This is a genomic window from Pantoea sp. GW821-FHT03E06, assembly GCF_059420725.1.
In genome coordinates this window covers 1,099,494-1,113,772 of sequence record NZ_JBWKUG010000001.1, presented here as the reverse complement: position 1 = coordinate 1,113,772, position 14,279 = coordinate 1,099,494, and the positions used below count along the sequence as shown (strand labels likewise).

At 54.6% G+C, this 14,279-nt stretch carries 15 protein-coding genes and 1 tRNA gene; 10 read left to right on the top strand and 6 right to left on the bottom strand.

The features are described 5' to 3' along the window. Positions 1-44 precede the first annotated feature (44 nt). The 3 genes from AC07WB_RS05095 (at position 45) to AC07WB_RS05085 (ending at position 2,450) form a co-directional block, all read left to right on the top strand. Entirely contained in the window at positions 45-644 is a 600-nt protein-coding gene (locus AC07WB_RS05095) for a hypothetical protein (protein WP_345827121.1), read from the top strand. Between the two features lie 13 nt (positions 645-657). After that, on the top strand, positions 658-1,347 hold the full coding sequence (locus AC07WB_RS05090; protein ID WP_494940133.1) for a glycosyltransferase family 25 protein: 690 nt from the start codon (positions 658-660) through the stop codon (positions 1,345-1,347). Positions 1,348-2,003: 656 nt separating this feature from the next. Next, positions 2,004-2,450, top strand: coding sequence for a contractile injection system protein, VgrG/Pvc8 family (locus AC07WB_RS05085; protein ID WP_494940132.1), 447 nt, complete (start codon positions 2,004-2,006; stop codon positions 2,448-2,450). A gap of 123 nt (positions 2,451-2,573) precedes the next feature. Here AC07WB_RS05085 and AC07WB_RS05080 read toward each other — a convergent pair. Both AC07WB_RS05080 and AC07WB_RS05075 read right to left on the bottom strand, forming a co-directional pair. Further along, positions 2,574-2,650 (bottom strand) — tRNA-Arg (locus AC07WB_RS05080). A gap of 95 nt (positions 2,651-2,745) precedes the next feature. Further along, entirely contained in the window at positions 2,746-3,249 is a 504-nt protein-coding gene (locus tag AC07WB_RS05075; protein ID WP_345827123.1) for a DUF1198 family protein, read from the bottom strand. 175 nt (positions 3,250-3,424) lie between these two features. On the opposite strand from AC07WB_RS05075, the gene folD reads away from it, so the two are divergent. After that, entirely contained in the window at positions 3,425-4,291 is an 867-nt protein-coding gene (gene folD / locus AC07WB_RS05070) for a bifunctional methylenetetrahydrofolate dehydrogenase/methenyltetrahydrofolate cyclohydrolase FolD (protein ID WP_494940131.1), read from the top strand. Further along, positions 4,291-4,503 (top strand): ribosome-associated protein YbcJ, encoded by a 213-nt coding sequence (ybcJ, locus tag AC07WB_RS05065; protein WP_007890771.1) that lies wholly within the window; start codon positions 4,291-4,293, stop codon positions 4,501-4,503. Before folD ends, ybcJ begins: the two co-directional genes overlap by 1 nt. 74 nt (positions 4,504-4,577) lie before the next feature. Here ybcJ and AC07WB_RS05060 read toward each other — a convergent pair whose 3' ends face one another. Beyond that, complete coding sequence (locus tag AC07WB_RS05060) at positions 4,578-5,687, bottom strand: AAA family ATPase (RefSeq protein WP_494940130.1); 1,110 nt, start codon at positions 5,685-5,687, stop codon at positions 4,578-4,580. Between the two features lie 32 nt (positions 5,688-5,719). Beyond that, positions 5,720-7,105, bottom strand: a complete 1,386-nt coding sequence (gene cysS / locus AC07WB_RS05055; protein ID WP_097094652.1) for a cysteine--tRNA ligase — start codon at positions 7,103-7,105, stop codon at positions 5,720-5,722. A 334-nt stretch (positions 7,106-7,439) separates the two neighbouring features. On the opposite strand from cysS, the gene ppiB reads away from it, so the two are divergent. The 4 genes from ppiB to purK all read left to right on the top strand — a co-directional run bounded on the left by ppiB (position 7,440) and on the right by purK (position 10,352). After that, the gene (gene ppiB, locus AC07WB_RS05050; protein ID WP_097094653.1) at positions 7,440-7,934 is read left to right on the top strand and encodes a peptidylprolyl isomerase B; all 495 of its coding nucleotides are present in this window, start codon (positions 7,440-7,442) and stop codon (positions 7,932-7,934) included. Continuing rightward, entirely contained in the window at positions 7,934-8,650 is a 717-nt protein-coding gene (locus tag AC07WB_RS05045) for a UDP-2,3-diacylglucosamine diphosphatase (protein ID WP_494940129.1), read from the top strand. The genes ppiB and AC07WB_RS05045 overlap by 1 nt, the downstream gene beginning before the upstream one ends. Before the next feature lie 131 nt (positions 8,651-8,781). Beyond that, a complete protein-coding gene (gene purE / locus AC07WB_RS05040) occupies positions 8,782-9,291 on the top strand; it encodes a 5-(carboxyamino)imidazole ribonucleotide mutase (protein ID WP_494940128.1) in 510 nt (169 codons plus the stop codon). Next, positions 9,288-10,352 carry a 5-(carboxyamino)imidazole ribonucleotide synthase gene (purK, locus tag AC07WB_RS05035; protein WP_494940127.1) on the top strand — a complete coding sequence of 355 codons (1,065 nt, stop codon included), beginning with the start codon at positions 9,288-9,290 and terminating at the stop codon, positions 10,350-10,352. Before purE ends, purK begins: the two co-directional genes overlap by 4 nt. Positions 10,353-10,582: 230 nt before the next feature. On the opposite strand, the gene ybbP is transcribed toward purK, so the two are convergent. Next, positions 10,583-13,000, bottom strand: coding sequence for a putative ABC transporter permease subunit YbbP (gene ybbP, locus AC07WB_RS05030; RefSeq protein WP_494940126.1), 2,418 nt, complete (start codon positions 12,998-13,000; stop codon positions 10,583-10,585). Beyond that, positions 12,997-13,683, bottom strand: a complete 687-nt coding sequence (ybbA, locus tag AC07WB_RS05025) for a putative ABC transporter ATP-binding protein YbbA (RefSeq protein ID WP_097094658.1) — start codon at positions 13,681-13,683, stop codon at positions 12,997-12,999. Before ybbA ends, ybbP begins: the two co-directional genes overlap by 4 nt. Here ybbA and tesA point away from each other — a divergent pair. After that, a complete protein-coding gene (gene tesA, locus AC07WB_RS05020; RefSeq protein ID WP_494940125.1) occupies positions 13,651-14,277 on the top strand; it encodes a multifunctional acyl-CoA thioesterase I/protease I/lysophospholipase L1 in 627 nt (208 codons plus the stop codon). The genes ybbA and tesA overlap by 33 nt on opposite strands. Positions 14,278-14,279 lie beyond the last annotated feature (2 nt).

Here is a 14,279-nt window from a genome sequence, read left to right as displayed (position 1 = left end):
GACGCCGGAGTTGCAGTCTTTTTAAAACAATAAGGATAATAAGAATGTTAACCGTCGCCGTTGAGTCGCAAAATGTCTTCTATCGCCAGGGGATGATTAGCATGCTTGACTACGTCAAGCAGAGTAAATCGTTGAATGATTATAAAATCCTTGACGCCGATGTGAAGAACTTTAACGAAACGGCGAACATCATCTTCACCGACAATGCAGTAATAATAAATATATTCAGCAAAGACAAGACTATTACTCAACCCGGAAAAAAGAGCGGACAGCCGTCCGCCATTCACATTACATTTAACGTTTCCGGATTATTTATTGAAGATATTCACAGCTTCATCGTACGTATTTTTACTGCTGCAACACTTCCACATGACGGAGTGGAAAAGAGCGATTTTTATCGACATTTCAAAATACGGAAAAACGCACAATTATCTGAACCAGAAAAGAGGCTGGTGTTGCTCAGTGGGCATGGGCATGATATTCGAAATATTTCGCACATTATGCGTTGCTCAACCAACAGTTCTTATACCTATCGGCGTAATGCTATAAAAAAGCTAGGAATGGATAATCGACTACAGTTTTATAAATACGTACAGATTTTGAATAAATTTGAAAAGCATAACAATATATTCATATGCCTTTAAGAAGAGAAATCAGATGAATAACAATGATATTCAGTCATGGGACTGGAGCTTTGTGGACAGGATAGTTTATATTAACTTAGATGTTCGCAAGGATCGTGATGCACAATTACGGGATAATTTTAAACTCATTGGCATTCCAGAAGAAAAATATCATCGTTTTGCAGCCATTTCACATGAAGTTGGACAATATGGTTGTGTACTCTCTCACATAGCCGTGCTAAATGAAGCAAAAAATAATGGCTGGAGAAACATTTTAATTATCGAAGATGATATGGTTTTCAATAATGCCCCAGAAGACCCCGAGCGCTGGTTAACGTTTATTAATCATCTGACACAGCAAGCCTCCTGGGATGTGGCGATGCTTTCAGGTAATCATTACATTCTTAACACAATAACCACGGGATTTACCCGGACTAAATTTTCGTATTGTAGTAACTGTTATATGGTCAACGCACATTATTATGACAGGCTAATTAAAAATTTAAACGAAACCAAAGAGAACCTGGAGAAGGACTTAACGAATAAAAAACTCCATCTTGACGCCAATTGGATTAAAATAATGGAGAAAGATAACTGGTTTGCCATTTACCCCTGCCTGGGCTATCAATCGAATGGTTTTAGCGATATTGAGAGTAGAAATATTGATCATACAGGAACCTTTACGCGAAAAATTGACGATATAAATATATATGGTTCATATTGATGTTTTAAGGTCATACTTTTTAAACTTAAGGACTATGGCCTACTAAACATAGATTCATATTTTAGCATCAACACTGAACACTCGAATGACAGAACTACTCTCTCCTTGCTGTGATTCTACCATTTTCCCAAATTCGCATTCGAAGGATAACTCCTACAAATCAGGAGTAGATTACTTAAACCAAATGAAAATCAGCGGATTGACGGCCAGTAAGAATAATCAATATAAGCGAACACCACTTAATCACTAAGAACTTTCTCTCGGAAATATCCTGCCAAACATTTTCGTAAACTATCTTAATAAAAACACCAGCTAGCCTTGCAAAGGTTTTAATTACGATTTTATGTGATAAACCCCTATTTAAATCCCTCCTGGAATTATGCTACGTTCTGCAACATCGGGAAAAAGTCGTGCGGTAAAGTTATGAACACTCCAGTAAACACAGTGTTAACAAAGAATTAATATACTCATCAAATCAATAAGTTGCAGGTGTAACATTCATTATTACTGCTTCCGGGCGCAGCTGGCCTGGTGCAATAAAGGCTTTAACGACTAAAGGAATGTCACGGGATTGAAGCCGCTGGCTTAATGTCGATTTTGCGCCGCAAAGATAATCGCCGGGTAAGTCGGGATTAACGTTCAAAGGGAATTAAACGATGGGCATTCAGGAATACATTATTGCCGGCAGTAAATTACCGTTCCATAACCGTTATCAGCTCAGATTAACCCGACTGGAATCTCAGCTGCCCGGCGTAGATATTTCTGTGCTCAGGTTCAGCGGCAGCGAAGCCATCAGCGACATTCCCCGCTACCACATAGCGTTCACCAGTGCGGTGAAGGATCTCCCCGCCCACCACATCATTAACTATTCCGCCCTGTTTCTGATGTATCCCGACGGCAAGCCTTACGCGTCAGTCAAACCGCGCATTCTTCCCGGCGTCATTACGCAGTTTCGTCAGTGCGGCACATCAGCCGATGAAACCCGCTATGTCGCGACGCTCGAACACCGCGTTACCTGCTTAAATCAGGGCTGCAACAACGCGATTTACCAGAATGACAGCGTTGTCGCAATCCATTTCGTTGAACCTGACAGTGCCCCTTAACGTGCTCCTAACCATGTGTAGTACGCAATAGATCACTATGGACCGCTATGGAGTATAAATGAGTGTTATCTGCTGAATTTTATAGGAAAAGTAGAATTTAAAAGAACTGAATGGAAGAAAATATGGCACGCCCTACAGGATTCGAACCTGTGACCTACGGCTTAGAAGGCCGGTGCTCTATCCAACTGAGCTAAGGGCGCATAGTGATTGGGTCGGATTATACGTCCAGCGGCTCGCGCGTCAACGTTTTTGCCCTTCCACAGCAACGAAGTGCTGCCAGATTAACCAAAACCCCTTAATGCCGCTTGCGCCAGTCGCTTAACGACACCAGATTGCCGCCTGCTTCTGTTTCGCCTTCCATCTCAATCCCTTGCTGGGTGAAGCGCGCATTATACTGGTCGCGCAGCGCATGCAGCTCCTGGCTGTCCGGCTCCAGCTGGCGCAAGAACCCCAACGCCAACAACAACTGCTGCCTCGATATCAACGCTGAAAACCCCGCGCGGCTCAAAATGCCATGCCAGCGCTGCATATTTTCGTCGCTGCCATCGACAATCAGCACCTGCCAAATCAGCAGCACCGCCGCGCCGTTGTGCAGATGCGTGTCGTTATCGCCGGCGATGTAATCGGTGAACTCTTTTGCCGCCTCTTTGCCCATCAGCGATAGCATCGATTCGATATGCACCGGCGGCAGCTGCAACCGTTTATTGAGCGCCTGTACCGCATGGCGCGAGCTGGCCGTCAGCAGCTGAAAACCTACCACGAACACCACCGCCAGCGTGGCGAGAATTAACCAAATCATCACGTCATCCATCTCATTCACTGCCGGGCATGATAAGCGCTAACGCGGGTTGGCGCCACGGCGAAAAGTCGGGAAAGCACCGTAGAGGGCGAATCTCTACCTGACAGCCGCACGCGCTTCTGACAGAATAGGCGCCATCCCCGATTTAACTCTCTACAGATGGATTTCCTCTCTGATGGCAGCAAAAATTATTGACGGTAAAACGATTGCGCAGCAGGTGCGCCTTGAGGTTGCCGAAAAAGTACAGCAGCGTCTGGCGGCCGGAAAACGTGCGCCCGGTTTGGCAGTGGTGCTGGTGGGTGAAAACCCGGCTTCGCAGATCTATGTCGCCAGCAAACGTCGCGCTTGTGATGAAGTGGGCTTCATCTCCCGCTCCTACGATCTGCCGGCCACCACCAGCGAAGCAGAGCTGCTGGAGCTGATTGATACGCTGAATAACGACAACGATATCGATGGCATTCTGGTGCAGCTGCCGCTGCCAGCGGGCATCGATAACGTCAAAGTGTTGGAGCGCATCGTGCCGGATAAAGACGTGGATGGTTTCCATCCGTATAACGTCGGTCGTCTGTGCCAGCGTGCACCGAAGCTGCGTCCGTGTACGCCGCGCGGCATCGTCACCTTGCTGGAGCGCTACAATATTGATACTTACGGCCTGAACGCCGTAGTGGTTGGCGCATCGAATATCGTTGGCCGTCCGATGAGCATGGAGCTGCTGCTCGCCGGTTGCACCACCACCGTCACGCACCGTTTCACCAAAGATTTGCGTCATCACGTTGAGCACGCCGATCTGCTGGTCGTAGCGGTTGGCAAGCCGGGCTTTATTCCGGGCGACTGGATCAAACCGGGCGCGGTGGTGATTGATGTCGGTATCAACCGCCTCGAAAGCGGTAAAGTGGTTGGTGATGTGGAGTTCGATGCGGCGGCTGAGCGCGCCTCGTACATCACGCCCGTTCCAGGCGGCGTCGGTCCGATGACGGTCGCTACATTGATCCAAAACACGCTGACGGCGTGCGAAGAATTTCACGACATTGAGGAGGCATAATGGCCAGTTTTTCTCTCGGTAAACATGCCCACGTTGATTTGTGTGACCTGCTGAAACTCGAAGGTTGGGTACAGAGCGGCGCGCAGGCGAAAGCGGTGATTGCAGAAGGCGAAGTGCGCGTAGATGGCGCAGTGGAAACGCGTAAGCGCTGCAAGATTGTGGAAGGCCAGAAGGTTGAGTTTGCGGGTTTTAAGATTACGGTTGTCGCGTAATTAAGTGATGGTCGCCATGAATGGCGTCATCACGTTAAGTGCAGTAATTGATACGGTCGCCATGAATGGCGACCCTACAAAAGCCGTTCGTCACCCACAACACGCGTTTCCCCTTCGATTTGCTCCAGCTCGATATGATTCACCGCGGTATGTTCAGCAATCAGCGTTGCCAGTTTCGGTGAATGGCTGGTGATCCACAGCTGGCTAAACTGGCTGGCTTCAGCGATCAGGCGCGCCAGCGCTGGCAGCAGATCTTCATGCAGGCTGTTTTCCGGTTCATTCAGCGCCATAAACGCGGGCGGGCGCGGGCTGAGCAGCGCCACCACTAAGCAAAGAAATCGCAGCGTGCCATCAGAGAACTCGGCGCTCTCCAGCGGACGCAAAATCCCGCGTCGCGACATCAGCATCTGAAAACGCCCGTTCTGCACATCCACGTGAAATTCCGTATCCGGAAAAGCCTCTTCCATCACCTGAAACAACAACTCGTGATGGCCACGCTCGACGATGGTGGCCCACGCCGCCGCCAGATTGCTGCCATCGTGGCTCAGCACCGGCGCGCGCACGCCAATCTGTGGCGCACGAATCGGCGAACCGGGCCACACGGCAAACTCATGATAAAAGCGCCACTGGCGCAGCCGTTCGCGCACCTGCGAAAGCTCGGGATAAAGATGCGGTTCGCCCAGTTGTCCAAATAGCGACTCTTCCGGATGCAGCACCGCCGGATAACTCACGCGCTCGCCATCAACGTTATGCAGAAAAGCCGTTTGATTGCTGCGTTGTAGAATGCAGGAAGAGAGACGTCGCCGCTGGCCGCTCATCCACAAGCGTTCCTCTTTCACCAGCGGATCGAGGTTGAACATGCTGGTGGCCAATGGCTCAGGGAACCCGACATCGAGCTGGTAATCCATGTCGTCCATTACCACTGCCAATGAAAGACGTTTCGGATCGTGGCGACGATCGCCGCGCCGCAATCCGCCCGCCCACATCGCTTTCTGGATGCCGCCCTCTTCCGCCAGCGCCAACGCTAAGCGCCCGCTGGCCGCTTCGTGCAATAGCCGCACCGCTTTATACAGGTTGGATTTGCCGCAGCCGTTGGGGCCGCTTACCACGTTGAGCTGTTTCAGCGTCAACGTTAAGTTGCGTACCGAGCGGAAGCCGTGAATCTGAATCTGTTCAATCGCCATAATAAAAAAGGGCGATTTCTCGCCCTCTCCGGTTATTTGCGTCGCCAGCTGGAACCTTGTGGCCCATCCTCAACGATCACGCCCAACTCGTTGAGCTTATCGCGCGCCACATCCGCCTGCGCCCAATCTTTGGCTGCACGCGCGTCGGAACGGGCTTTCACCCAATGCTCGATTTCCGCCACTTCGTCGTCATTAACCTGCGCACCGCTTTGCAGGAACAGCTCCGGATCCTGCTGCAGAATGCCGAGCACATCGGCGATCTGGCGGAGTTTCGCCGCCAGCGCATCGGCCGCCGCTTTGTCTTCAGTTTTCAGGCGATTCACTTCACGCGCCATATCGAACAACACCGAATAGGCTTCCGGGGTGTTGAAGTCGTCATCCATCGCGGTGCGGAAACGCGCTTCGAACGCTTCGCCACCCGCCGCCGTAGCGTTGGCGTCGGTGTGACGCAGCGCGGTGTACAAACGCTCAAGCGCCGCACGCGCCTGATTGAGGTTATCTTCGCCGTAGTTGAGCTGGCTGCGATAGTGGCCCGACATCAGGAAGTAGCGCACGGTTTCGGCATCGTAATGCTGCAACACATCGCGCACGGTGAAGAAGTTATCCAGCGATTTCGACATCTTCTCGCGATCAACCATCACCATGCCGGAGTGCATCCAGTAATTCACGTAAGGGCCATCGTGCGCACAGGTGGATTGCGCCACTTCGTTTTCATGGTGCGGGAACATCAGATCCGAGCCGCCGCCGTGAATGTCGAAATGGGTGCCGAGCTGTTTGCAGTTCATCGCCGAACATTCTATGTGCCAGCCTGGACGACCGTTGCCCCACGGCGAATTCCATGCTGGTTCGTCGGCTTTGGACATTTTCCACAGCACGAAGTCCATCGGATTGCGCTTCACGTCCGCCACTTCGACGCGCGCACCGGCCTGCAGCTGTTCCAGATCCTGACGTGACAGCACGCCGTAAGCTTTGTCGCTCAGCACGTCGAACATCACGTCGCCGTTGTCGGCGACGTAGGCGTGATTACGTTCAATCAGCGTGCCGACCAGCTCGATAATCTCATCGATATGGCGCGTGGCGCGCGGTTCCAGATCCGGCGGCAGAATGCCAAGTGCAGCGAAATCTTTATGCATTTCGGCGATCATGCGATTGGTCAGCGTTTCAATGCTTTCGCCGTTTTGATTGGCGCGCTTGATGATTTTGTCATCAATATCGGTGATGTTACGCACATACTTCAGCTGATAGCCCACGTAACGCAGATAACGCGCCACCACGTCGAATGCCACAAAGGTACGCCCATGGCCGATATGACAGAGGTCGTAAACCGTAATACCACACACGTACATACCGATTTCACCGGCATGGATGGGTTTGAATTCCTCTTTCTGTCGACTCAGGGTGTTATAAATCTTTAGCATTGAACGGTTCCGTTTGTTTTACGTGTGCGGGATTCGAACGTTAAAAAGTCAGTTAAGTGCCTCGCGGTCGCCATGAATGGCGCCCCTACAGCGTACTGGTGCGATTTTGTAGGGTCGCCATTCATGGCGACCGAAACTACGTTGCCCAACTGCACGGCATCAAGCCGGTTATTGTGCCGTATTTTTCTCAGTTGTGCATCGCTCGCTTGCCAACTGCCGTTGGGTTACTGACGCGTTATTGGAAATTGTGATATAAGGAGCGTCTACAAAAATGCCCCGCCGCCTCGCTGGCGCGGCAGCTGATACTGACGACAACCTTTACAGGAAGAATATAATGGTCACTTTCCAGACGAACCATGGCGATATCGTAATCAAAACCTTCGATGACAAAGCGCCGGCTACCGTAAAGAACTTCCTGGAATACTGCGCGGAAGGTTTTTACGATAACACTATCTTCCATCGCGTAATCAACGGCTTCATGATTCAGGGCGGCGGTTTTGAGCCTGGCATGAAGCAGAAAGATACCAAAGCAGACATTCGCAACGAAGCGAATAACGGCCTGAAGAATACCAAAGGCACGCTGGCGATGGCGCGTACTCAGGCTCCACACTCAGCCACTGCCCAGTTCTTCATCAACGTAGCAGACAACGACTTCCTGAACTTCCGTGACGAAAGCCTGCAGGGCTGGGGTTACTGCGTGTTTGCTGAAGTGGTTGAAGGCATGGACGTGGTTGAGAAAATCAAAGCGGTGAAAACTGGCCGTAGCGGCATGCATCAGGACGTTCCGGTTGACGATGTTGTCATCCAGAAAGTGACCGTTAGCGAGTAATGTCGCGCACGCTGTTTATCGCAGATCTGCATCTGTGCAATGAAGAACCGGCAATTACTGCCGGTTTTCTGCATTTTTTGCAGGGTGAAGCGCGTTCGTGCGATGCGCTTTACATTCTTGGCGATCTATTTGAAGCCTGGATCGGCGACGACGATCCGAATCCGCTGCATCAGCAAATTGCGGCAGCGCTCACAGCGCTACCGGTGCCAACATTCTTTATTCACGGTAATCGCGACTTCCTGCTCGGCCAGCGCTTTGCGCGTGCCTGTGGCATGACGCTGCTGCCAGAAGAACAGGTGCTGGAGCTGTATGGCCAGCGCGTGTTGATCATGCACGGCGATACCTTGTGCACTGATGACGAAGGCTATCAGCGTTTTCGTGCCAAAGTGCATCAGCGCTGGCTGCAGCGCCTGTTCCTTGCGCTGCCTTTGCGCATGCGCATGCGGATTGCTGCGCGCATGCGTAATGGCAGCAAGCAGGCTAATCAGCACAAGTCGGTCAGCATTATGGACGTCAATCAGCAGGCCGTTGAGGAAACGATGACGCGCCACAAGCTGCGGATACTGATTCACGGCCACACGCATCGCCCGGCGATTCATCACTTCCCGCTGCATGGTGAAAACGCCCAGCGCGCGGTGCTCGGTGCCTGGCATGAAAATGGCTCGATGATTCAGCTTGATGCCAGCGGCGTAAGCCTAATCGAATTCCCCTTCTAACATCCGGGCGTAAATGCCCGTTTTCCGCCTACGCAACCGTTTTCCTTGCTGCCATCTCATGCTATTCTCTGTGCCCTTCTTCACCTGCCCGCCCGGCCAGGTTCGTTTGCATATTCACAGGAGTTGACCGCATGTCATCCAACGCCACCCCGGCCCGTATCGCCATCGTCATGGGTTCTAAAAGTGACTGGGCTACCATGCAGTTCGCCGAGGAAATTCTTAACAGCCTGGATGTGCCCTTCCACGTTGAAGTGGTCTCAGCTCACCGTACGCCCGACAAACTGTTCAGCTTCGCGGAAACCGCCGCCGAGAACGGTTTTCAGGTGATCATCGCCGGCGCTGGCGGTGCTGCCCATCTGCCGGGCATGCTGGCCGCCAAAACGCTGGTGCCGGTGCTGGGCGTGCCGGTGCAAAGTGCCGCGCTGAGCGGCGTTGATAGCCTCTACTCCATCGTGCAGATGCCGCGCGGTATTCCAGTAGGTACGCTGGCGATCGGTAAAGCCGGTGCCGCCAACGCTGCACTGCTGGCGGCGCAGATTCTGGCGATTCACGACAGCGCGCTGGCCGCGCGCATCGCCAACTGGCGTCAAACGCAGACCGATGAAGTGCTGAATAACCCGGATCCGCGGGAGGATGCATGAAGCCGGTTTGTGTATTAGGCAACGGTCAGTTAGGCCGCATGCTGCGCCAGGCGGGTGAACCGCTCGGCATCGCGGTGTATCCGGTGGGTTTGGATGCAGAACCGTCTGCGCTGCCGATCGCTGAAAGTGTAATTACTGCCGAAATCGAGCGCTGGCCGGAAACCGCGTTAACCCGCGAACTGGCTAGCCATCCTGCATTTGTGAATCGCGATATTTTCCCGCGTCTGGCCGATCGCCTGACGCAAAAACAGCTGCTGGATCAATTAAACCTGGCCACCGCGCCGTGGCAGCTGCTGGCCGATAAAGCCGAGTGGCCTAAGGTGTTCAATACCCTTGGCGAACTGGCGATTGTCAAGCGTCGCACCGGCGGCTATGACGGTCGCGGCCAGTGGCGCTTGCGCGCCAATGAAACCGACGCGCTGCCGGATGAGTGCTACGGTGAATGCATCGTTGAGCGAGGCATTAACTTCAGCGGCGAAGTGTCGCTGGTGGGCGCGCGTGGACACGATGGCAGCACGGTGTTTTATCCGCTGACGCATAACCTGCATCAGGACGGCATTCTGCGCACCAGCGTGGCCTTCCCGCAGGCCGATGCCGCACAGCAACAGCAGGCGGAAACGATGCTCAGCGCCATTATGCATGAGCTGAATTACGTCGGTGTGATGGCGATGGAGTGCTTCATTACGCCAGCAGGATTACTGATTAATGAGCTCGCTCCGCGCGTGCACAACAGCGGCCACTGGACGCAGAACGGCGCGTCAATCAGCCAGTTCGAGCTGCACCTGCGTGCAGTGCTCGGTTTGCCGCTGCCGCAGCCGGTGGTGTTTGCGCCGTCGGTGATGGTGAATCTGATTGGTACCGATGTGAATCTAGCGTGGCTGCAACAGCCGCTGGTGCATTTGCATTGGTACGATAAAGAAGTGCGCGCCGGTCGTAAGGTGGGACATCTGAATCTGACCGATAGCGATCGCCCGCGTTTAGCCTTAGCGCTGAAGGCACTGGTGCCGCTGCTGCCGGAAGAGTATGCCAGCGGGATTGCCTGGGCAGTGGAGAAGCTCTAAGTCACCAGGTCGCCATGAATGGCGTATTGCCGATCAGTTAAGCGCCGTAGCAAATCACCGCACCTTCCGTAGCGGCGCGATTTATCGCGCAATGAATTGCGCCGCTACAATGTGTGCTCTCGGTGACTAAGGTTCTTCATATCTTAACTGACGAGCATTACGCCATGAATGGCGACCCTACCTGCTTCGGTAGCATTTTTCAGGGTCGGCATTCAAGCTGACCCTGTGCATTAAGTCGCCTCAAACCGCCTGAACAGCGCCTTCCCTTGCAGCAACCTTACGCCCAGCCAACCACCGCACAGCGATAACAGCAGCGCACCACCGATCGGCAACACGATCCATAGCGTCCAGTCTGGCTGCCAGGGGAAATCAAAGATCTTGCGCTGCAATCCCCACAGCGCCGCTTCCGCCCCCAACGCCGCCGCAATGCCCGACACCACGCCAAGCAGCGCAAACTCGCACCACAGCGTCCCGCGCAGCAGTCGTTTGCTGGCACCCAGCGTGCGATACACCACCAGCTCCTGGCGGCGCTGACGCATGCCCACCTGAATCTGCGCCAGCAGCAGCAGTACGCCGCATACCGTCACCAGCACCACCATCACTTCCAGCGCCTGACTCACCTGCGTCAGCACCTGGCCTATTTGGCGCAGCATGCTGCCAATATCCAGCAGGCTCAGCGTAGGAAACGCCCGATTAAGCTGGGCCAGCAGCGCCGGATTGTTATCCATGCGGAAGCTGGTCAGCCATGTTAGCGGCTGTTGATCGAGCGCGCCCGGCGGGAAGATGAAGAAGAAATTCGGGCGCAGACTTTCCCAATCAACCTTACGCAAGCTGGTAATTTTGGCGCTGAACTGCTGAGTATCGCCACTGAAGGTCAAGGTATCGCCGAGCTTCACGCCAAGACGATCCGCCAGCTCGACTTCCATTGAGACTTCACCGGCTTTTGGCGGCCAGCTGCCGGAAATCAGCGGATTGTGATCTGGACGATCGGCTTGCCACGTCAGATTGAGCTCGCGATTGAGCGCGTTATCCAGCTTCGGATCCGCCTCTTGGCCGTTCAACTCGGTCAGGCGCGCGCGAACAATCGGATAGAACGTTTCAGGCTTAATGTGATGCCCATTCAGAAAATCGCGAACCTGCGGCACCTGCTCTTGGGTGATATTCAGCAGGAAATAGTTCGGGCTATCTGCGGGGAGCTGCTGTTGCCAGCGATCGAGCAGATCGCCGCGCATCACCAGCAGCAGCGCCAGCAGCATAAACGACAGCGAAAACGCCGCCAGCTGGCTGAGCGTCATTGCCGGTTGCCGCAGCAGACGGTTTATCGCCAGGCGCAGCGCCAGATTGCGCACCACCAGCTTTCGCAGCAGCAGCAGCGTGCCCCAGCCGAGCAACGCCAGCAATAGCGCCAGCATCACCACGCCCGCCAGCAGCGCCCATAGCATTTTGCTCCCGCCCATGAGTAGCGCCAGCAGCCCCATGACGATCAGCGCCATGGCGGGCAGATAAAAGCGCAGCGGCCACACATTTGCCACCGCATCGCGACGCAATACGCGCAGGGGCTGAGTAGCCATCAGCAGACGATAAGGACGCGAACCGACCAACAGCGAGATAACGAACATCGCGCCAATTGCCCACAGCCACGGCCAGAAACTGGCGGCCGGCAGCGCGGCGGGCAGCACCGGTTTCAGCATTAACAGCAGGATGACTTCAATGCCTTGCCCCAGCGCGCTGCCCACTATGGCGGCCAGCAACAGCACTGCCAGCCATTGTCCGATGATTAATCGCTGCAGCGCTTTACGCGTCGCGCCCAGCGTTTTCAGCACCGCCACCAAATCGTAGCGGCTGCGGCAATAATGGCTCATCGCCACCGCCACCGCAGCAATCGCCAGCATTAACGTTAGCAGCGCAGAGAGCAGTAAAAATTGCTGCGCACGCTGCATCGATCGCCCTAGCGCATCTTCCGAATTCTCGACGCTTACCCAGCGCTGATCGGCGTTTAGCTGTGGTTCGATCCATCGATCATAGCGTGCCAGCGGTGCCGGTTCACCCGAGAACTTATAGCGCCAGCTCAGGCGGCTGCCCGGCTGAATGGCCCCTGTTTTCTCTACGTCTGCCAGATTCATCAGCAAACGCGGCGCAGTCTGAAACGGATTGAAGCCGCCATCCGGCTCCTGGATCACTTCACCGGCAATGCGCAAGGTGGTGTCGCCGACGTCTACGCTGTCACCCACTTTCAAATTCAATAACGCCAGCAAACGCGGCGCGGCCAGCACCGTTCCCGCTTGGGGGCGCAGCCCCGGTGGATCAGTTTGCAACGTGCCAAACATCGGATAGGCATCGTCAACGGCTTTAACGTCCGCCAGCTGCGGCGTTTCTTGCGCGAAGGTCATGGTCATAAAGCTCAGCTGGCGGCTGACAGACAAACCTTCGTCACGCGCTTTACTCAGCCATGCTTGCGGCGCGGGTGCGCTGCTGCGCAAGGTGCGATCGCCCGCCATAAAGTCACGGCTCTGCTGGCTCAACCCTTTTTCCATGCGATCGCTGATCGATCCCAGCGCCAGCACGCAGGCCACCGCCAGCGTGAGCGCCAGCCAGACTATCAGCAGCGACGGCGATCGCCACTCACGCCAGAACCAGCGCCAAATCATGCTTCCTCCCACAATTTGCCGTCACGCAGCCGTAAGCGGCGGTCGCAGCGCGCCGCCAGTTGTTCATCGTGCGTCACCAGGATTAGCGTGGTCGCAAAATCGCGGTTGAGGGAGAACAGCAGATCGGCGATACGATCGCCGGTTTTGCGATCGAGGTTGCCGGTGGGTTCATCGGCAAACAGCAGACCGGGACGACCGCTAAAGGCGCGCGCCAGCGCCACACGTTGCTGCTCGCCGCCAGAAAGTTGTGCGGGCAGATGGTGCAGACGATCTTTCAGCCCCAGCACGCTCAAAAGCTCCACGGCCTGGGTGCGGCTTTCACGATCGCTATCGCCACGCAGCAGCGCCGGCAGCTGAACATTTTCCAGCGCGTTGAGCGTCGGCACCAGCATAAAGGATTGAAAGACAAAGCCGACTTCACGCGCGCGCAGCGCCGCTCGCTGCTCTTCGTTCATGTTGTGTAGCGGCTGGCCCAGCAGGTGCACCTCGCCGCTGCTGCCATCGTCCAGGCCCGCCAGAATACCCAGCAGCGTGGATTTACCCGAGCCAGATTCGCCAATTAAGGCGATGGTCTCGGCTGGTTTGACAACCAGCTCAACTCCGGTAAGGATGGTCAGCTGATGCTCTCCCTGACCGACGGACTTAGTAAGATGATGAACTGCAACAATGTTTTCCGCTGGCATTATCCCTTCCTGTTGTTATTGCTTCTGCTGGTGTCGCGTATCGCTGCCGCCGATACCTTGCTGGTGTTGGGCGATAGCCTGAGCGCCGGGTATCGCATGTCGGCCACGGCGGCCTGGCCCAGCCTGCTGAATAAAACGTGGCAACAGCAGCCCAATGTGGTGAACGCCAGCATCAGCGGAGATACCGTAGGCCTTGGGCTGGCACGTTTGCCTGACCTATTAAAACAGCATCAACCGCGCTGGGTGTTAATCGAATTGGGCGGTAACGATGGCCTGCGCGGTTTCCCTCCGCAGAACATCGCTGCCGATCTGACCAAAGTGATCGACGAAGTGAAAGCCGCTAACGCGCAGCCGCTGCTGATGCAGATTCGTCTACCGGCCAATTATGGACGTCGCTATACGGAGGCGTTCAGCGCGATTTATCCGCGCCTGGCACAGCAGTACAACATTCCTCTGGTGCCCTTCTTTATGGAGCAGGTCTACCTGAAGCCGGAGTGGATGCAGCAGGACGGCATTCACCCCAATCCGGATGCTCAGCCGTTTATCGCCAATCTGATGGCGACCGAACTGGCTCCGTTAGTAAAGCATGATTAATC